Source organism: Burkholderia sp. MSMB0856 (genome assembly GCF_001524645.2).
GTDB classification, from domain to species: domain Bacteria; phylum Pseudomonadota; class Gammaproteobacteria; order Burkholderiales; family Burkholderiaceae; genus Burkholderia; species Burkholderia diffusa.
Map to the genome: position 1 here is coordinate 1,376,413 of NZ_CP013427.1, position 19,151 is coordinate 1,395,563.

The window sequence follows — 19,151 nt, forward strand, 5'->3', positions numbered from 1 at the left end:
GTGCCGTCAGGCCTTGCGCGGCAGGTCCGACGCCTGGATCAGGAACACGGCGTCGTCGCCCGCGCTGGTGGGCAGCCACGTGAGCTCGAGGCCGCCGAACGCGGCTTCGACGTGCTCGCGCTCATTGCCGATCTCGACGACGAGCACGCCATCGTCGTGCAGCCACTTGTGCGCTTGCCCGATGATGCGTCGCACGATGTCCATGCCGTCGTCGCCGCCCGCGAGCGCCATCTCCGGCTCGTGCCGGTATTCGGGCGGGAGGGCCGCCATCGACGTTGCGTTCACGTACGGCGGATTCGTCAGGATCACGTCGTAGCGTGTGTCGGGCTCGGCGCGGAACGCGGGCAGCGGCGCGTAGAGGTCGCCGTGATGCAGCGTGATGCGATCGTCGAGACCATAGTCGTGCACGTTGATCCTGGCGACTTCGAGTGCCTTCTCGGACAGGTCGACCGCGTCGATCTCGGCATTCGGGAACGCGCTGGCCGCGAGAATCGCGAGGCAGCCGGAGCCGGTGCACAGCTCGAGCACCGCGCCGACTTGTTCGGGATCGGCGACATACGGCTGCAGCCCGTCGTCGAGCAGCTCGCCGATGAACGAGCGTGGCACGATCACGCGCTCGTCGACGTAGAAGCGGTGGCCGTGCATCCACGCTTCATGCGTGAGATAGGCGGCCGGCACGCGGTCGGTTGCGCGTCGTTCGATCACCGCGAGCACTGCCGCGATTTCGTCGGGCAGCAGGCGAGCATCGAGGAACGGCTCGAGCGTGTCGAGCGGAAGGTCGAGCGTGTGCAGCACGAGGTAGGCGGCTTCGTCGTACGCGTTGTCCGAGCCGTGGCCGAACGCGAGCTTCGCCTTCGAGAAGCGCGTGACCGCATAGCGCAGCAGGTCGCGAACGGTTGCAAAAGGTGTCGTCATGCGAGGCTCCGTCAGGCAATCAGTTGTTCGAGCACGCGGCGGTACACGTTCTTCAGCGGGTCGACGAAGCGCACGTCGATGTGTTCGTCGATCTTGTGGATGCTGCCGTTCGGCGGACCAAACTCGATCACCTGCGGGCAGATGCGCGCGATGAAGCGCCCGTCGGACGTGCCGCCCGTTGTCGACAGTTCGGTCGTGAGGCCGGTTTCGGCGCGGATCGCGTTCTCGAGCGCGTTCGACAGGTCGCCGCGCGGCGTGAGGAACGGCAGGCCGCTCACCGACCACTTCAGCGTGTACTCGAGGCCGTGCTTCTCGAGGATCGCATGCACGCGTGCCTGCAAGCCCTCGACGGTGCTCGCCGTCGAAAAGCGGAAGTTGAACATCAGGTCTGCGTGGCCGGGGATCACGTTGGTCGCGCCGGTGCCCGCATGCAGGTTCGACACCTGCCAGGTGGTCGGCGGGAAGTATTCGTTGCCTTCGTCCCACTGTTCGGCGGCGAGCTCGGCGAGCGCCGGCGCGAGCAGGTGGATCGGGTTCTTCGCGAGGTGCGGGTACGCGATGTGGCCCTGCACGCCCTTGACGATCAGTTCGCCCGACATCGAGCCGCGGCGGCCGTTCTTCACGACGTCGCCGAGTTCGGCGGTCGACGTCGGTTCGCCGACGATGCAGTAGTCGAGGCGTTCGCCGCGCGCTTCGAGCAGCTCGACGACCTTCACGGTGCCGTCGGTGGCCGGTCCTTCCTCGTCGCTCGTGATCAGGAACGCGATCGCGCCGCGATGGCCGGGGTGGGCCGCGACGAATTCCTCGGAGGCGACGACGAACGCCGCGAGCGACGTCTTCATGTCGGCCGCGCCGCGGCCGTACAGCTTGCCGTCGCGATGCGCGGGAATGAACGGCGGCGAAGTCCACTGCTCGAGCGGGCCGGTCGGCACGACGTCGGTGTGGCCCGCGAACGCGAGCAGCTTGCCGTCGCGGCCGTCGGTACCGCGCTTGACGGCCCACAGGTTGGTCACGCCGTGCGACGCGATGGTCTCGCATTCGAAGCCGAGCGCGGCGAGGCGCTCGGTCATGATCTGCTGGCAATGCTGGTCGTCGGGCGTGACGGACGCGCGGGCGATCAGCTGTTCGGTAAGGGCTAGGGTGGCGGACATGGTTCGGACCACTTTCGATAAAAAATGCCGGCGCGGTGGCCGGCAGCGATGGGGCGTCGTGCGCGGCGCGGGCGCAGCGCGGGCGGCCCTAGGCGGCAAACAGGGCCGCGTACTGATCGGCCACGAAACCGAGCGATTTCACGCGGCCGTTGACGACGAGCACGGGGCGCTTGATGACCGACGGCTTGTGGATCATCAGCGCGACCGCGCCGGACTTCGTTTCCGCGGCCGCCTTCATGGCGTCGTCCAGGCCGCGCCACGTCGTGCCGCGCTTGTTCACGAGCGCGTCGAGCGACACGTCCTTCAGCCAGTCCTCGACGAGCGGTGCGCTGACGCCGAGCTTCTTGAAGTCGTGGAACTCGAACTCGACGCCGTGATCGTCGAGCCACACGCGGGCCTTCTTCACGGTGTCGCAGTTCGGAATGCCGTAGACGACCACGGTGCGCGGCTTGGCCATCAGTCGCCTCGCAGCAGCTCGTTCAGGCCGACCTTCGCGCGGGTCTTCGCGTCGACCTTCTTCACGATCACCGCGCAGTACAGGCTGTGCGAGCCGTCCTTCGACGGCAGGTTGCCGGCGACGACGACCGAGCCGGCCGGGATGCGGCCGTAGCTGACTTCACCCGTTTCGCGATCGTAGATCTTCGTGCTCTGGCCGAGGTACACGCCCATCGAGATCACCGAGTTCTCCTCGACGATCACGCCTTCGACGACTTCCGAGCGCGCGCCGATGAAGCAGTTGTCTTCGATGATGACGGGGTTCGCCTGCAGCGGCTCAAGCACGCCGCCGATGCCGACGCCGCCCGACAGGTGCACGTTCTTGCCGATCTGCGCGCACGAGCCGACGGTGGCCCACGTGTCGACCATCGTGCCTTCGTCGACGTACGCGCCGATGTTGGTGTACGACGGCATCAGCACGACGTTCTTCGCGATGAACGAGCCGCGGCGCGCGATGGCCGGCGGCACGACGCGGAAGCCGCCCGCGGCGAAGTCTTCGGCCGTGTAGTTCGCGAACTTCGACGGCACCTTGTCGTAGAACTGCGAGTAGCCGCCGGCCGGCATCGGTGCGTTGTCCTCCAGGCGGAACGACAGCAGCACGGCCTTCTTCAGCCACTGGTGCACGGTCCAGTTGCCGTCGATCTTCTCGGCGACGCGCAGTGCACCCTTGTCGAGTTGCTCGATCGCATGAGCGACGGCTTCGCGGATGTCGGCGGGCGCGGCCTTCGGCGACAGCTCGGCGCGGTTTTCCCAGGCGGTATCGATGATTTGCTGAAGTTGTTGCGACATGTTCGTTTTCGCAGGAGATGAATGGAATTGATCGGGATGGACGTCTTACCGCGCGAGAGCCCGGCAGAAATCGACGATGCGTTGCGCGCCCTCGACGCATTCGGGGGTGCCCGCGACGAGCGCGATCCGGATGAAATCGCGGCCCGGATTCGTGCCGTGCGCATCGCGCGCCAGGTACGAGCCGGGCAGAACCGTCACATTATAGTCGGCGTACAGGCGGCGGGCGAACTCGGTATCCGACAGGCCGGTGCGCGCGACATTGGCCCATAGGTAGAACGCGGCGTCGGGCAGCTTCACGTCGATCACGTCGGCCAGCATCGGCGTGACCGTGCTGAACTTCTGCAGGTACAGCGCGCGGTTCTCGCGCACGTGCGCCTCGTCGTTCCACGCGGCGATGCTCGCGTGCTGCCAGACCGGCGACAGCGCGGCGCCGTGGTACGTGCGGTAGAGCAGGAATTTCTTCAGCAGCGAGGCGTCGCCGGCGACGAAGCCCGAGCGCATGCCCGGCACGTTCGAGCGCTTCGACAGGCTCGACAGCATCACGAGCCGCTCGAAGCCGCGACCGAGGCGGTGCGCGGCCTCGAGGCCGCCGAGCGGCGGCGCCGCTTCGTCGAAGTAGATCTCCGAATAGCACTCGTCGGATGCGATCACGAAGCCGTGGCGGTCGGACAGCGCGAACAGCTCGCGCCAGTCGTCGAGCGTCAGCACGGCGCCCGTCGGGTTGCCCGGGGAGCACACGTACAGCAGCTGGGTGCGCGCCCAGACTTCCTCGGGCACGGCCGCGTAGTCGCACGCGAAGTTACGCGCCGGGTCGCTGTTCGCGAAATAGGGTTCGGCACCGGCCAGGAGCGCCGCGCCTTCGTAAATTTGATAGAACGGATTCGGACAGAGTACGATCGCTTTCTCGCCGTCCGCGGTCGGGCGCGCGTCGATCACCGTCTGCGCGAGCGAGAACAGCGCCTCGCGCGACCCCGACACGGGCAGCACCTGCGTGGCCGGGTCGATCGCCGGCAGCCCGTAGCGGCGCTCCAGCCAGTGCGCGATCGACGTGCGCAGCGCGTCCGAGCCGGCCGTGGCCGGATATGACGCGAGGCCGTCGAGCGAAGCCACCACGGCGTCGCGGATCAGCGCCGGAGTCGGGTGCTTGGGCTCGCCGATACCGAAGCTGATCGGTTTCAGGCCGGCGGAGGGCGTCACGTCCTTGAACAGGGCGCGCAGCTTTTCGAAGGGATAGGGCTGGAGCGAGTCGAGTCGAGGGTTCACGGGCGAAGCGGCCATCGCGGCCGGTTGGAGCGAAAGGGGCGGCGCGGGTGCCGCACGGCTGCGAGCGGGCGCCGACGGCGCGCGGGTCGCAACGGGCGATTATAGCGTGATGCAATGCGGTCACGGCCCGCCGGAACGGCGGCCGGGCCGGTCGAATAAAGGGTATCGAACCAAATGAATAACGCGGTACGCGGCAGCCTGCCGACGCTGGCCATCCTGATCGGCGCGTCGGTATGGGGCCTGATCTGGTATCCGCTGCGGATCCTCGCGTCGCTCGGGCTCACCGGCACGCTGGCGAGCGCGCTGACGAGCGCCGTTGCTTTCCTGTTCGTGGTGGTCGTGCGGCACCGCACGATCGCCACGCTGCGCTGGCACTGGGTGCTGCCGGGCATCGCGATCACGGCGGGCGTGACGAACCTGGGCTTCGTATGGGGCACGATCCACGGAGAAGTGCTGCGCGTGATGCTGCTGTTCTACCTGACGCCCGCCTGGACCGCGATCTACGCGCATTTCCTGCTGCGCGAGCGGCTGACCTGGGCCGGCGTGGGGCTTGCGGCGCTGTCGATCGGCGGCGCGATGCTGATGCTGTGGTCGCCGAAGCTCGGCATGCCGCTGCCGGCCAACCCGGCCGAATGGGCGGGGCTCGCGGCCGGCCTGAGTTTCGCGATGAGCAACGTGCTCGTGATCAAGGCGAGCCGCGAGCTGCCGGACATGCGCGCCGAAATGCGCACGGCGACGCTGTTCGGCGGCGCGGCGGTGTTCGGCGCGATCGCATCGCTGTTCGAGGGGCTGCCGGCCGCGCCGGCGGGCGGCCAGCTCGGCGTCGCCGCGCTGATCGTCGCCGCGATCGGCGTGACGATGGCGGCGAACAACCTGCTCGTGCAATACGGCCTCGCGCGCGTGCCGGCGAACCGCGCGTCGATCATCATGCTGTTCGAGATCGTGATCACCGCGCTGTCCGCGTGGGTGTTCGCGAACGAACTACCGACGGCGCGCGAGTGGGCGGGCGGCGCATGCATCGTGCTGGCGACGCTGCTGTCGAGCCGGGTCCATCGTGCCGCGCCGGCATCGGGCAAACCCGGCGACGGGCGGGACGGCGCACGCGCGATGGTATGATGGAAGCCGTTTGCGGGGCCCAACGCTGGATGCGCGCGGCCCCGCTTTTGAATTCCGGGGCGCATCGCGCGCATGGGCCGTCCGGCCCCGCGCGTCGCGGCCCCGTCCGTTTCACACCTTCTTCACATCCGATACCGCCGTGCGTCTGAGCTCGATCAAACTCGCTGGCTTCAAATCCTTTGTCGATCCCACGCATTTCCAGGTTCCGGGCCAGCTTGTCGGCGTGGTGGGCCCGAACGGGTGCGGCAAGTCCAACATCATCGATGCCGTGCGCTGGGTGCTCGGCGAGTCGCGCGCGTCCGAGCTGCGCGGCGAGTCGATGCAGGACGTGATCTTCAACGGCTCGACCGCACGCAAGCCCGGTAGCCGGGCCAGCGTCGAACTGATTTTCGACAACTCCGACGGCCGCGCGGCCGGGCAGTGGGGCCAGTACGGCGAGATCGCCGTGAAGCGCGTGCTGACGCGCGACGGCACGTCGAGCTACTACATCAACAACCTGCCGGCGCGCCGCCGCGACATCCAGGACATCTTCCTCGGCACGGGCCTCGGCCCGCGCGCGTACGCGATCATCGGCCAGGGCATGATCGCGCGGATCATCGAGGCGAAGCCGGAAGAGCTGCGCGTGTTCCTCGAGGAAGCCGCCGGCGTGTCGAAGTACAAGGAGCGCCGCCGCGAGACGGAGAACCGCCTGCACGACACGCGCGAGAACCTGACGCGCGTCGAGGACATCGTCCGCGAGCTCGGCGCGAACCTCGAGAAGCTCGAGGCGCAGGCCGTCGTCGCGACCAAATACAAGGAACTCGTCGCCGACGGCGAGGAGAAGCAGCGCCTGTTGTGGCTGCTGCGCAAGAACGAGGCCGCGAGCGAGCAGCAGAAGCAGCAGCGCGCGATCGAGCAGGCGCAGATCGACCTCGAGGCGCAGACGGCAAAGCTGCGCGAGGTCGAGTCGCAGCTCGAGACGTTGCGGGTCGCGCATTATTCGGCGAGCGACGCGATGCAGGGCGCGCAGGGTGCGCTCTACGAGGCGAACGCCGAAGTGAGCCGCCTCGAGGCCGAGATCAAGTTCATCGTCGAATCGCGCAATCGCGTGCAGGCGCAGATCGCCGCGCTGAACGCGCAGCGCGAGCAATGGCGCGCGCAGGCCGAGAAGGCGCAGGACGAGCTCGAGGAAGCGGAAGAAGCGCGGGCGATGGCCGACGAGAAGGCCGCGCTCGCGGAAGACAACGCGGCTGCGAAACACGACGCGCTCCCGGCGCTCGAGGCGAAATGGCGCGATGCGCAGGCGCAGCTCAACGACGAGCGCGCGCGGATCGCGCAGACCGAACAGTCATTGAAGCTCGAGGCGGCGCACCAGCGCAATGCCGACCAGCAGCTCCAGCAGCTTCAGCAGCGCCATGAACGCCTGAAGTCCGAGGCGGGCGGGCTCGATGCACCGGACGAAGCGCAGCTCGAGGAGTTGCGCATGCAGCTCGCCGAGCAGGAAGAGATCCTCGCCGAAGCCCAGGCACGCCTGACCGATGCGCAGGACGCGCTGCCGCGCCTCGACGGCGAACGCCGCGCCGCACAGGAGCGCGTACAGGCCGAAAGCGCGCAGATCCACCAGCTCGAGGCGCGGCTCGCCGCGCTCAAGCAGCTGCAGGAGAACGTGCAGACCGAAGGCAAGATCCAGCCGTGGCTCGACAAGCACGAGCTCGGCGCGCTGCCGCGTCTCTGGAAGAAGCTGCACGTCGAGGCGGGCTGGGAAGCGGCGCTCGAGGCCGTGCTGCGCGAGCGTCTGGCTGCGCTCGAAGTGTCGAATCTCGACTGGGTGAAGGCGTTCGCGACCGACGCGCCGCCCGCGAAGCTCGCGTTCTACGCGCCGCCCGCGGCCGGTGAATCGCCGGCCGCCGCGGCCGGGCTGCGCCCGGTGCTGTCGCTCGTACGCATCGACGATGCGGGCATCCGTGCGGTGCTGAACGACTGGCTCGGCAACGTGTACGTCGCCGACGACGTCGCGCAGGCGCTCGCGACGCGCGCGCAACTGCCGGCAGGTGGCGCGTTCGTCGTCAAGGCCGGCCACATCGTCACGCGTGTCGGCGTGCAGCTGTACGCGGCCGATTCGGAGCAGGCCGGGATGCTGGCTCGCCAGCAGGAAATCGAGAACCTGACGCGCCAGGTGCGCGCGCAGGCGCTGCTCGCCGACGAGGCCCGCACCGCCGCCGTGCGGGCGGAGGCCGCGCACACGCAGGCCACGCAGGCGCTCGGCGACGTGCGCGCGCAGGCCGAGCGCGCGACGCAGCGCGTGCACGCACTGCAGATGGACGTGCTGAAGCTCGCGCAGGCGCATGAGCGCTACACGCAGCGCAGCACGCAGATCCGCGAGGAGCTCGAGGAAATCGGCGCGCAGATCGACGAGCAACGCGCGCTGCGCGCGGAATCCGAAGCGAACTTCGAGCGTTTCGACGGCGAACTCGCGGAACTGCAGGCGCGCTTCGAGGACAACCAGCTCGCATTCGAGGCGCTCGACGAATCGCTGACGCAGGCGCGCCAGGAAGCGCGCGATCTCGAGCGCGGCGCGAACGACGCACGCTTCGCCGCGCGCAACGCGGTCACGCGGATCGACGAGCTCAAGCGCAGCATCCAGGTTGCGCACGAGCAGAGCGAGCGCGTCGCCGCGTCGCTGGAAGACGCGCGCGCCGAACTCGAAACGATCAACGAACAGACCGCGCACACGGGCCTGCAGGACGCGCTCGAAATTCGCGCGGTGAAGGAAGAGGCGTTGCAGGCCGCGCGGATCGAACTCGACGACCTGACGGCTAAGCTGCGCGCCTCGGACGAGCAGCGTCTCGTCGCCGAGCGTTCGCTACAGCCGTTGCGCGACCGCATCACCGAGCTGCAGCTGAAGGAGCAGGCCGCGCGCCTGTCCGTCGAGCAGTTTGCCGAGCAGCTCGCGGCGGCCGAGGTCGACGAGCAAGCGCTGCGCGAGAAGCTGACGCCCGACCTGAAACCGTCGTACCTGCAGGGCGAGGTCACGCGCCTGAACAACGCGATCAACGCGCTGGGGCCGGTCAACATGGCCGCGCTCGACGAGCTGAAAGCCGCGAGCGAGCGCAAGGTGTTCCTCGATGCGCAGTCGGCCGACCTGACCGACGCGATCACGACGCTCGAGGATGCGATCCACAAGATCGACCAGGAAACCCGCACGCTGCTGCAGGGCACGTTCGACGAGGTCAACCGTCACTTCAGCGACCTGTTCCCGCGCCTGTTCGGCGGCGGCCAGGCGAAGCTGATCATGACGGGCGACGAGATCCTCGACGCGGGCGTGCAGGTGATGGCGCAGCCGCCGGGCAAGAAGAACGCGACCATCCACCTGCTGTCGGGCGGCGAAAAGGCGCTGACCGCCACCGCGCTGGTGTTCGCGATGTTCCAGCTGAACCCGGCACCGTTCTGTCTGCTCGACGAGGTCGACGCGCCGCTCGACGACGCGAACACCGAGCGTTTCGCGAATCTCGTGCGCGCGATGTCCGACAAGACGCAGTTCCTCTTCATCTCGCACAACAAGATCGCGATGGAGATGGCGCAGCAGCTGATCGGCGTGACGATGCAGGAGCAGGGCGTGTCGCGGATCGTCGCGGTGGACATGGAAACCGCCGCGGGTTTTGCCCAGAATTGACGTTTGACGAAACCGGACCGCGTTCGCGCGGCGCATGGGCGCCCGTTCGCGAGTCCGACGAACAAGAATTGCTGATGGAGCGTGCATGGACGAGTTGACACTCGGATTGATCGGCGCGGGCGCCGTCGTGGTGGGCGGCGTCGTGGTCTACAACGCGTGGCAGGGCGCGAAGGTGCGGCGCAGGATGCCGCGTCCGATGCCGGAAGAGACGGCCGAGGCGATGAATCGCCCCGAGCGCGATGAAGAGCTGCCGTTCATCGAGCCGGTGCGCCAGCCCGTGCGCCGCGAATCCACGGCGCCGGCACCGGCCGCCGCTGCCGCGAGCGCGTCGGCCGACGCCGCGCGCGTCGAGCCGACCTTCGGTGGCGTGGCGCCTGCCGACACGCCGGCCGACCTGCAGGCCGAGGCCACCGGCGTCGACGCGCCGTCGGCGTCGACCGAGCAGGCCGTCGACGAAGGTGCGGTCGCCGCCACGCAGGAAGCACCGGCCGCGGATGCATCGAACGAACCGGCTGAACCCGTGCTGCCCGCCGCGACGACGATTTCGTCGGCACCGCCCGCGATCGTCGACCGCCGGATCGACTGCATCGTACCGATTCGCCTCGGCGCGCCGCTGCCGGGCGACAAGATCCTGCCGGTCGCGCAGCGGCTGCGCCGCGCGGGCAGCAAGCCCGTGCATATCGAGGGCAAGCCGGAAGGCGGCCAGTGGGAACTGCTGCAGAACGGCGTGCGCTATGAAGAGCTGCGTGCTGCCGCCCAGCTCGCGAACCGCAGCGGCGCGCTGAACGAACTCGAATTCTCCGAATTCGTGACGGGCGTCCAGCAATTCGCCGACGCGATCGACGGCGCACCGGAATTCCCGGACATGATGGAGACGGTCGCGATGGCGCGCGAACTCGACGGCTTTGCCGCGCAGTGCGACGCGCAGTTGTCGATCAACGTGATGTCGGACGGCGCGCCGTGGTCGGCGAACTACGTGCAGGCCGTCGCTTCCCAGGACGGGCTGCTGCTGTCGCGCGACGGCACGCGCTTCGTGAAGCTCGATGCGAAGCAGAACCCCGTGTTCATGCTGCAGTTCGGCGACACGAACTTCCTGCGTGACGACCTGACCTACAAGGGCGGCAACATGATCACGCTGGTGCTCGACGTGCCGGTTGCCGAAGAGGACATCCTGCCGTTCCGGCTGATGTGCGACTACGCGAAGTCGCTGTCCGAGCGGATCGGTGCGCGGGTCGTCGACGATTCGCGCCGGCCGCTGCCGGAGTCGACGCTGGTGGCGATCGACCAGCAACTCATGAAGCTGTACGCGAAGCTCGAGGAAGCGGGCATCCCGGCCGGTTCGCCGGTCACGCGCCGCCTCTTCAGCCAGTAACGCGTTCACGGGCGACGGCCTGCGATGCCGTCGCCCGTTGTCGTTGCAGCGCCGCACACACCGTCCGTGTGCACCGCAGCGGGCCTGCGCGGCATGCATCGCGTGCCCCCGCCGCGGCGTCAAACTGAGATAATCGAACATCCGATTTTTCAGAGCGAATTGCCGCCAGCATGGCCCGAACCCAAGCCGAACCGCCAGCCAGCCACCCCGACGCGCGTGCCGCGTGGCTGCGCGATCAACTCGAGCGGGCGAATTACGCCTATTACGTGCTCGACCAGCCGGATCTGCCCGACGCCGAATACGACCGGCTCTTCGGCGAGCTGCAACAGCTCGAAACCGATCATCCCGAACTCGTGACGCCCGATTCGCCGACGCAGCGCGTCGGCGGCGAAGTGGCGAGCGGTTTCACGCCGGTCGTCCATGACGCGCCGATGCTGTCGCTGAACAACGGCTTCGCCGACGAGGACATCGCCGCGTTCGACAAGCGCGTCGCCGATGCGCTCGGCAAGACGACCGATCTCGCCGGCTCGGTGACGGATCCTGTCGAATACGCATGCGAGCTGAAGTTCGACGGGCTTGCGATCTCGCTGCGCTACGAGCGCGGCGTGTTCGTGCAGGCATCGACGCGCGGCGACGGCACGACCGGCGAGGACGTGACGGAGAATGTCCGCACGATCCGTTCGATCCCGCTGAAGCTGAAGGGCGCGCACGTGCCGGCCGTGCTCGACGTGCGCGGCGAGGTGCTGATGTTCAAGCGCGATTTCGCACGCCTGAACGAACGCCAGCGCGCGGCCGAGCAGCGTGAATTCGCGAATCCGCGCAATGCGGCGGCCGGCAGCCTGCGCCAGCTCGACCCGAAGATCACCGCGCAGCGTCCGTTGTCGTTCTTCTCGTATGGGATCGGCGTGCTCGACGGGATGCCGATGCCGGACACGCACAGCGCGCTGCTCGACTGGTACGAGTCGCTCGGCCTGCCGGTGAACCGCGAACGCGCGGTCGTGCTCGGCGCCGAAGGCCTGCTCGGTTTCTTCCGCAAGGTCGGCGAGAAGCGCGAATCGCTGCCGTACGATATCGACGGCGTCGTGTACAAGGTCAACCGGCGCGACGAGCAGGACCGCCTCGGCTTCGTGTCGCGCGCGCCGCGCTTCGCGCTCGCGCACAAGTTCCCCGCGCAGGAAGCATTGACGAAGCTCGTCGCGATCGACGTGCAGGTCGGCCGCACGGGCGCGATCACGCCGGTCGCGCGGCTCGAGCCGGTGTTCGTCGGCGGCGCGACGGTAACCAACGCAACGCTGCACAACGAGGACGAAGTGCGCCGCAAGGACATCCGGATCGGCGATACCGTGATCGTGCGGCGCGCGGGCGACGTGATTCCCGAAGTCGTCGGCGCGCTGCTCGATCGCCGGCCGGCCGATGCGGCCGAGTTCGTGATGCCGACCGAGTGCCCGGTATGCGGCTCGAAGATCGAGCGCCTGCCCGACGAGGCGATCGCGCGCTGCACGGGCGGCCTGTTTTGCCCGGCGCAGCGCAAGCAGGCGCTGTGGCACTTCGCGCAGCGCCGCGCGCTCGACATCGACGGGCTCGGCGAGAAGATCATCGATCAGCTCGTCGAACTGAACCTCGTGCGCACGCCGGCCGACCTGTTCAATCTCGGTTTCGCGACGCTCGCGGAACTCGACCGGTTCGCCGAGAAGTCCGCACAGAATCTGCTCGACTCGCTCGAAAAGGCGAAGCACACGACCCTCGCGCGCTTCATCTACGGGCTCGGGATCCGCCATGTCGGCGAATCGACCGCGAAGGATCTCGCGAAGCATTTCGGGTCGCTGACGCCGATCATGGACGCGTCGATCGAGGAACTGCTCGAAGTGAACGACGTCGGGCCGATCGTGGCCGAGTCGCTGCACCAGTTCTTCGCGGAAGAGCACAACCGCACGGTGATCGAGCAGTTGCGCGCGCCCGGCAAGGTCACGTGGCCCGAAGGCCCGCCCGCGCCGAAGGCGCCGCAGGGCGTGCTCGCCGGCAAGACGGTCGTGCTGACGGGCACGCTGCCGACGCTCACGCGCGACGCGGCGAAGGAGATGCTCGAAGCGGCGGGCGCGAAAGTCGCGGGCTCGGTATCGAAGAAGACGGATTACGTGGTCGCGGGCGCTGACGCCGGCAGCAAGCTCGCGAAGGCCGAGGAACTCGGCATCCCCGTGCTGGACGAAGACGGACTGCACCAACTCCTGGAGGGCAACACGCCATGATTCGCGAGATCCTGAAGATGGGCGATCCGCGCCTGCTCGAAGTCGCCAAGCCGGTCGAGCGGTTCGATACCCCCGAACTGCACGAGATCGTCGCGGACATGTTCGAGACGATGCATCACGCGAACGGTGCGGGGCTTGCCGCGCCGCAAATTGGTGTCGGTCTGCAGATCATCATCTTCGGCTTCGGCAGCAACAACCGTTATCCGGACGCACCGCCCGTGCCCGAGACGGTGCTGATCAACCCGAAGCTCGAGTACATGCCGCCGGACATGGAAGAGGGCTGGGAGGGCTGCCTGTCGGTGCCGGGCATGCGCGGCGTCGTCAGCCGCTATGCGAAGGTGCGCTACAGCGGCTTCGATCAGTTCGGCGCGAAGCTCGACCGCGTCGCCGAAGGCTTCCACGCGCGGGTCGTCCAGCACGAATACGATCACCTGATCGGCAAGCTGTATCCGATGCGGATCACCGACTTCACGCGCTTTGGCTTCACCGAAGTGTTGTTTCCGGGGCTTGATCCGGCCGACGACGACTGACCTTCATGCGGCCGCGCGCGCCGTCGCCGTACCGAAACGAAAAAAGCCCGCTCGCGCGGGCTTTTTGCATTGCGCGGCACGCAGTGCGTGCCCGCCGTCAGAACGACTCGTCAGCCGACAGATAGCGCCATTGCCCTTGCGGCAACGCGCCGAGCATCACGCGGCCCATCCGCACGCGTTTCAGGCCGATCACTTCGAGACCGACCAGTTCGCACATGCGGCGGATCTGGCGCTTCTTGCCTTCGCGCAGCACGAAACGCAGCTGTTCGCCGTTTTGCCAGCTCACCATCGCAGGCTTCAGCGGGACGCCGTCGAGCTCGAGACCGTGGCGCAGCTTCGCGAGCGATTCCGCGGGGAAGTGCTGGTCGATGTCGATCAGCCGTTCGCCGAAGCGCACGCGCACCAGGTATTCCTTGTCGATGTCCGACTGCTCGCCGATCAGCTGCTTCGCGATCCGGCCGTTCTGCGTCAGCACGAGCAGGCCGGTCGAATCGATGTCGAGCCGCCCGGCCGGTGCGAGCGCATGCAGATGCTGTGGCGAGAAGCGCAGTTGCGAGCGGTCGCCGCTCCACTGGTTCGCGCGCGTGATCAGTACCGATGCCGGCTCGTAGCCGTCTTCCGCCTGACCCGACACGTAGCCGACCGGCTTGTGCAGCAGGATCGTCACCTGCGCGGCCTGCGCGGCGCTCGCGCGCTCGTCGATCTCGATCTTCTGGTCCGGGCGGACCTTGGTGCCGAGTGTGTCGATGCGTTCGCCGTCGACGAGCACCCAGCCCTTTTCGATCCATTCGTCCGCTTCGCGGCGCGAGCACAGGCCGAGTTCGGACATGCGCTTCGACAGGCGCATCAGGCCCGTCTCGTCGCCGTGGTCGACGTCGGCGGCGCGGCGCTTGACCGGTTGCGCAGTCTTTAGCGCGGCGCCGGTCGAGCGGCGTTCGGTGCCGCTACGTTCGTTGTCGCGTGCGGGGCGCGCCGGGCGATCGGACGACGTGCGGCGTTCGCCGAAGCTTCGCTTTTCGCCGTAGCCGGCTGCCTTGTCGCGGTAGGGTGCGCGTGCAGCGCCTTCGGCGCCTGCGCGGCGCGGGCGCGTATCGTCGTCGCTGCGACGGGCGGGGCGGTCGGAGGTCGTGCGGCGTTCGCCGAAGCTGCGCTTTTCCCCTGCGCCGGCTGCCTTGTCGCGGTAGGGTGCGCGTGCAGCGCCTTCGGCGCCTGCGCGGCGCGGGCGCGTATCGTCGTCGCTGCGACGGGCGGGGCGGTCGGACGACGTACGGCGTTCGCCGAAGCTGCGCTTTTCGCCTGCGCCGGCTGCCTTGTCGCGGTAGGGGGCGCGTGCGCCGCCTTCAGCGCCTGCGCGGCGCGGGCGTGCCTCGTCATCATTGCGACGGGCCGGGCGGTCGGACAACGTACGGCGTTCGCCGAAGCTGCGCTTTTCGCCTGCGCCGGCTGCCTTGTCGCGGTAGGGGGCACGTGCGCCGCCTTCAGCGCCTGCGCGGCGCGGGCGTGCCTCGTCATCATTGCGACGGGCCGGGCGGTCGGATGTCGTGCGGCGTTCGCCGAAGCTGCGCTTTTCGCCTTCACCGGCTGCCTTGTCACGATAGGGCGCACGTGCACCGCCTTCGGTACCCGCACGGCGCGGCCGCGCATCGGGCTTGCCGTCGGTGCCGCGATACGGACGGGCGTCGCCGCGTTCGGCGCGGCCGCCAGGCTTCGCGTCACTGCGATAGCCGCGCTCGGCGCCGCCGTCACGCGGTGCGCGCTTCGCCGGAGCGCGTTCCGCACCCGGGCCCTCCGCGCCGCGCGGCTTGAACGCGCGCTCGCCGGCGGCGGCCGGTGCGGCGGCCTTCTTCGGGCGCGGCGGCTTGTCGGCCGCGGACGGCGCGGCGGGGCGCACCGCCTTGCGGGCGACGAGGCTGCCAGAGCGGACAGGTGCGCGGGTCGGCGACGCCGGCCGCGGATTCTTGACGGTCAATTTGGTGCGCATAAACGCTGGGATTCATTCAGACTGCGATCGCGCGCAGCAATTCGGTTTCGAGCTGGATCTGCAAGCGGTTGTCGGACAGGCCGGCACCGTCGAGCAGGAAGATGTCCTCGACGCGTTCGCCGAGCGTATTGATCCGCGCCGCGTGGACGCCGACCCGATGCTCGGCCAGGACGCGCGCGATCGAATAGAGAAGGCCCGGCCGGTCGTTGGCGGACACGGACAGGATGTAGTACTGACCGCGCTCGTCGGCCCGGAGGTCGACGCGCGGCGTAATCGGAAACGTCCGGGACAGCCGCGACAGGCGACCCTTGGACGGCTCAGGCAGCGACGCGGTTTCGGCAAGGCGCGTCGCGAGTTGCTGTTCGACGAGATTCGCGATGTCGCGGTAGCGCACGTCGCGTTCGGTCTGCGTGACGATGAAGTTGTCGAGCGCATAGCCGTGCCGCGTCGTGCTGACGCGCGCATCGAGCACCGACAGCCCGTTGCGGTCGAAGTACGCGCAAATGCCCGCGAACAGGTCGGGGCGGTCCTTCACGTACACGAGCACTTGCAGCGCGTCGCCGATCGGCGACGGCCGCGCGCGGACGATCGCGGTCTCGGCGTTCACGTGCCGGTACAGCACGCGCGTCTGCCATGCGATGTCGGCCGCGTCGTGGCGCAGGAAAAAGCCGATGTCGAGCTGATCCCACAGCGCGCGGTGCGCGTCGTCGGGCACGGTCTCGAGGCGCAGCAGCGCGAGCGCCTGCTCCTGCCGCGACTTCAGTTCCGAATGCGCGTCGGGATTGGCGCCGCCGAGCACTGCCAGCGTAATCCGGTAGAGGTCTTCGAGGAGCTTGCCCTTCCAAGTGTTCCACACCTTCGGGCTCGTGCCGCGGATATCGGCGACGGTCAGCAGGTAGAGGGCGGTGAGGTAGCGCTCGTTGCCGACGACTTCGGCGAAGCGCTTGATGACCTCCGGGTCGCTCGTGTCCTGCTTCTGCGCGACCTGGCTCATCGTCAGGTGATGCTGGACGAGCCACACGATCAGCGCCGCGTCGTCGCCGGCGATCCCGTGCTCGCGGCAGAAACGCCGCGCGTCGGCCATCCCGAGCGTCGAGTGGTCGCCGCCGCGGCCCTTCGCGATGTCGTGGAACAGCGCCGCGACATACAGCACCCACGGGCGCTCGAAATTGCCGATCAGCTGGCTGCAGAACGGGTACTCGTGCGCATGCTCGGCCACCGCGAAGCGGCGAATGTTGCGCAACACCATCAGGATGTGCTGGTCGACCGTGTACACGTGGTAAAGGTCGTGCTGCATCTGGCCGACGATGCGGCGGAAATTCAGCAGATAGCGGCCGAGCACGCTCGTCTGGTTCATCAGCCGGAACGCATGCGTGATGCCTTCGGGCTGCTGCAGGATCTGCATGAACGTGCGGCGGTTCTGCGGATCGCGCCGCCACGTGTCGTTCATGATCTCGCGCGAGTTGTACAGCGCGCGCAGCGTGCGGGCGGACAGACCCTTCACGCCGCGGGTTGCCTCGTACAGCAGGAACGCTTCGAGGATCGCGTCCGGATGGCGTTCGAACACGCCGTCGTCGACGATCTCGAGCATGCCCTGCTTCTCGACGAAGCGATCGGGTGACAGCACGCGCGTGATGCCGCTCGTCGCGGGAAACAGCTGCGCCTCGATGTTCTGGATCAGGATCGTCGCCAGCTGCGTGACCGCTTTCGCGGCCCAGTAGTAACGGCGCATCAGCTGCTCGCTCGCGCGCTTGGCCTGCGTCGGCTGGTAGCCGAAGCTCTCGGCGGCCTGCGTCTGCAGGTCGAACACGAGCATGTCCTGGCGGCGTCCGGCGATCACGTGCAGCCGCGCGCGCAGCGTCTTCAGGAATCCTTCGTTGCGGCGCAGCTCGCGCGCCTCGCGATCGGTGATGAGGCCGCGCGTGTCGAGTTCGCGCCAGCTGCTGCCGAAGCCGGCCGCGCGCGCGATCCAGAGGATCGTCTGCAGGTCGCGCAACCCGCCCGGGCTTTCCTTCACGTTCGGCTCGAGGCTGTACGGCGTGTCCTGGAACTTCGCGTGGCGCTGGCGCATCTCGAGCACCTTCGCGGTGAAGAACGCGCGCGCGTCGAGCGCCTCGTGATACCGCACGGTGAAGCGCTCGAACAGCGCGGTGCTGCCGACGATGCGGCGCGCCTCGAGCAGCGAGGTCTGCACGGTGACGTCCTGCGATGCTTCCTCGATGCATTGGGCGACCGTGCGCACGCTGCTGCCGATCTCGAGGCCGAGATCCCATGCCATCCCGATGAAGCGCTCGATGCGCGCGTCGAGCGCCGGGTCGTGCGCATCGGGCAGCAGCACGAGGATGTCCACGTCGGAGTAGGGCGCGAGCTCGCCGCGCCCGTAGCCGCCGACGGCGACGAGTGCGAGCGTCGCGGGCAGCCCGCAGTCGTCCCACACGCGCTTGAGCACGTCGTCGGTGAGTTTCGACAGCGCGTGCATCAGCGACGCGACGTTCGTCGCGCTGCGAAAGCGCTCGAGCATGTCGGCCTTGGCGGCCTTGAATTCGGCGCGCCGCGACAGCGCTTCGGGCGAGGGGGCGGCGTGAGCGCTCATGGGCGGGCCGTTCAGGTCAGCAGGTCAGGGGCGGGTGGGGCGGGCTGGCGCGGCGGCGCTCAGACCGCGGCGGCCGGTTGCGCGAACACCGGGCGCGCGGGCGTGCCGGCGGACACGGTCAGCACCTCGTAGCCCGTCTCGGTGACGAGCACCGTATGCTCCCACTGCGCGGACAGGCTGCGGTCGCGCGTCTTGACCGTCCACTGGTCGGGCATCGTGCGGATATCGCGCTTGCCGGCGTTGATCATCGGCTCGATCGTGAAGATCATCCCGGCCTTCAGCTCGATGCCGGTGCCCGGACGGCCGTAGTGGACGACCTGCGGATCCTCGTGGAACACCGTGCCGATGCCGTGGCCGCAGTATTCGCGCACGACGCTGTAGCCCTGCGCTTCCGCATGTTTCTGGATCGCGTAGCCGATGTCGCCGAGGTGGGCGCCGGGCTTGACCTGGTCGATGCCGAGCCACATGCACTCGTAGGTGGTCTGTACAAGGCGCTTCGCGAGGATCGAGCCCTCGCCGACGATGAACATCCGGCTGGTGTCGCCGAAGTAGCCGTTCTTGATCACGGTGATGTCGATGTTCAGCGCGTCGCCGTTCTTGATCACCTTCTCGCCCGGAATGCCGTGGCAGATCACGTCGTTGACGGAGATGCAGGTGGCCTTCGGGTACGGCGGATAGCCGGGCGGCTGATAATTCAGCGGCGCGGGGATCGTGCCCTGCTCGTTGAGCATGAATTCGTGACAGAGCCGGTCGAGTTCGGCGGTCGTGACGCCCGCGACGACGTGCGGCGTGATGAAGTCGAGCACTTCGCTCGCGAGACGGCAGGCGACGCGCATCTCGGCGATGTCGTGTTCGTTTTTGAGCGTAATAGCCATCGAGGTATGCCTGGAATGCGGTGAATTGACGGATTATCGCACCTTATGGCGGGCCTCGCAGCCCCTGCCGGCGGTGCCGATGCGGGTTTTCGCGGATTGTCCGGCCGACTGCCGCGCGGCAAGCGAAAGTGCCGGGCGACTTGAGAGCCGACAAATCGGCGTGCTATACTCTC

General features: G+C 68.2%; 13 protein-coding genes. 5 read left to right on the top strand and 8 right to left on the bottom strand.

All coding sequences use genetic code 11. The features are described 5' to 3' along the window. Positions 1–6: 6 nt before the first annotated feature. From prmB to dapC, 5 genes are all read right to left on the bottom strand, one after another. Positions 7–915: a 50S ribosomal protein L3 N(5)-glutamine methyltransferase gene (gene prmB / locus WS87_RS07575; protein ID WP_059529297.1), complete on the bottom strand. Its 909-nt coding sequence runs from the start codon at positions 913–915 to the stop codon at positions 7–9. A gap of 11 nt (positions 916–926) precedes the next feature. Continuing rightward, the gene (gene dapE / locus WS87_RS07580) at positions 927–2,066 is read right to left on the bottom strand and encodes a succinyl-diaminopimelate desuccinylase (protein ID WP_059817753.1); all 1,140 of its coding nucleotides are present in this window, start codon (positions 2,064–2,066) and stop codon (positions 927–929) included. 88 nt (positions 2,067–2,154) lie between these two features. Beyond that, positions 2,155–2,523 (bottom strand): ArsC family reductase, encoded by a 369-nt coding sequence (locus tag WS87_RS07585; RefSeq protein WP_044847939.1) that lies wholly within the window; start codon positions 2,521–2,523, stop codon positions 2,155–2,157. After that, positions 2,523–3,350, bottom strand: coding sequence for a 2,3,4,5-tetrahydropyridine-2,6-dicarboxylate N-succinyltransferase (dapD, locus tag WS87_RS07590; protein ID WP_059817751.1), 828 nt, complete (start codon positions 3,348–3,350; stop codon positions 2,523–2,525). The genes WS87_RS07585 and dapD overlap by 1 nt, the downstream gene beginning before the upstream one ends. Before the next feature lie 45 nt (positions 3,351–3,395). Then, entirely contained in the window at positions 3,396–4,628 is a 1,233-nt protein-coding gene (gene dapC / locus WS87_RS07595) for a succinyldiaminopimelate transaminase (RefSeq protein ID WP_059817749.1), read from the bottom strand. 159 nt (positions 4,629–4,787) lie between these two features. Here dapC and WS87_RS07600 point away from each other — a divergent pair, with 159 nt between their 5' ends. The 5 genes from WS87_RS07600 (at position 4,788) to def (ending at position 13,529) form a co-directional block, all read left to right on the top strand. Then, positions 4,788–5,729, top strand: coding sequence for a DMT family transporter (locus WS87_RS07600; RefSeq protein ID WP_059701553.1), 942 nt, complete (start codon positions 4,788–4,790; stop codon positions 5,727–5,729). 139 nt (positions 5,730–5,868) lie between these two features. Further along, on the top strand, positions 5,869–9,381 hold the full coding sequence (gene smc, locus WS87_RS07605) for a chromosome segregation protein SMC (protein WP_059817747.1): 3,513 nt from the start codon (positions 5,869–5,871) through the stop codon (positions 9,379–9,381). Positions 9,382–9,466: 85 nt separating this feature from the next. Next, entirely contained in the window at positions 9,467–10,753 is a 1,287-nt protein-coding gene (locus WS87_RS07610; RefSeq protein WP_059817745.1) for a cell division protein ZipA C-terminal FtsZ-binding domain-containing protein, read from the top strand. Positions 10,754–10,923: 170 nt separating this feature from the next. Continuing rightward, entirely contained in the window at positions 10,924–12,999 is a 2,076-nt protein-coding gene (gene ligA / locus WS87_RS07615) for an NAD-dependent DNA ligase LigA (RefSeq protein ID WP_059817743.1), read from the top strand. Next, positions 12,996–13,529 (top strand): peptide deformylase, encoded by a 534-nt coding sequence (gene def, locus WS87_RS07620; RefSeq protein WP_059511077.1) that lies wholly within the window; start codon positions 12,996–12,998, stop codon positions 13,527–13,529. The genes ligA and def overlap by 4 nt, the downstream gene beginning before the upstream one ends. 97 nt (positions 13,530–13,626) lie before the next feature. Here def and WS87_RS07625 read toward each other — a convergent pair whose 3' ends face one another. From WS87_RS07625 to map, 3 genes are read right to left on the bottom strand one after another with little or no spacing between them, the layout of a single operon-like run. Further along, a complete protein-coding gene (locus tag WS87_RS07625) occupies positions 13,627–15,510 on the bottom strand; it encodes a pseudouridine synthase (protein WP_082750609.1) in 1,884 nt (627 codons plus the stop codon). 16 nt (positions 15,511–15,526) lie between these two features. Continuing rightward, positions 15,527–18,103, bottom strand: a complete 2,577-nt coding sequence (locus WS87_RS07630) for a [protein-PII] uridylyltransferase (protein WP_059817742.1) — start codon at positions 18,101–18,103, stop codon at positions 15,527–15,529. A 59-nt stretch (positions 18,104–18,162) separates the two neighbouring features. Continuing rightward, complete coding sequence (gene map, locus WS87_RS07635) at positions 18,163–18,978, bottom strand: type I methionyl aminopeptidase (RefSeq protein WP_012328760.1); 816 nt, start codon at positions 18,976–18,978, stop codon at positions 18,163–18,165. Between the last annotated feature and the right edge of the window lie 173 nt (positions 18,979–19,151).

What these genes read in the sequence shown, in the direction of transcription:
- prmB (WP_059529297.1), bottom strand. Translation starts at nt 915, where the DNA reads ATGACGACACCTTTTGCAACCGTTCGCGACCTGCTGCGCTATGCGGTC.
- dapE (WP_059817753.1), bottom strand. Translation starts at nt 2,066, where the DNA reads ATGTCCGCCACCCTAGCCCTTACCGAACAGCTGATCGCCCGCGCGTCC.
- WS87_RS07585 (WP_044847939.1), bottom strand. Translation starts at nt 2,523, where the DNA reads ATGGCCAAGCCGCGCACCGTGGTCGTCTACGGCATTCCGAACTGCGAC.
- dapD (WP_059817751.1), bottom strand. Translation starts at nt 3,350, where the DNA reads ATGTCGCAACAACTTCAGCAAATCATCGATACCGCCTGGGAAAACCGC.
- dapC (WP_059817749.1), bottom strand. Translation starts at nt 4,628, where the DNA reads ATGGCCGCTTCGCCCGTGAACCCTCGACTCGACTCGCTCCAGCCCTAT.
- WS87_RS07600 (WP_059701553.1), top strand. Translation starts at nt 4,788, where the DNA reads ATGAATAACGCGGTACGCGGCAGCCTGCCGACGCTGGCCATCCTGATC.
- WS87_RS07610 (WP_059817745.1), top strand. Translation starts at nt 9,467, where the DNA reads ATGGACGAGTTGACACTCGGATTGATCGGCGCGGGCGCCGTCGTGGTG.
- ligA (WP_059817743.1), top strand. Translation starts at nt 10,924, where the DNA reads ATGGCCCGAACCCAAGCCGAACCGCCAGCCAGCCACCCCGACGCGCGT.
- def (WP_059511077.1), top strand. Translation starts at nt 12,996, where the DNA reads ATGATTCGCGAGATCCTGAAGATGGGCGATCCGCGCCTGCTCGAAGTC.
- WS87_RS07625 (WP_082750609.1), bottom strand. Translation starts at nt 15,510, where the DNA reads ATGCGCACCAAATTGACCGTCAAGAATCCGCGGCCGGCGTCGCCGACC.
- WS87_RS07630 (WP_059817742.1), bottom strand. Translation starts at nt 18,103, where the DNA reads ATGAGCGCTCACGCCGCCCCCTCGCCCGAAGCGCTGTCGCGGCGCGCC.
- map (WP_012328760.1), bottom strand. Translation starts at nt 18,978, where the DNA reads ATGGCTATTACGCTCAAAAACGAACACGACATCGCCGAGATGCGCGTC.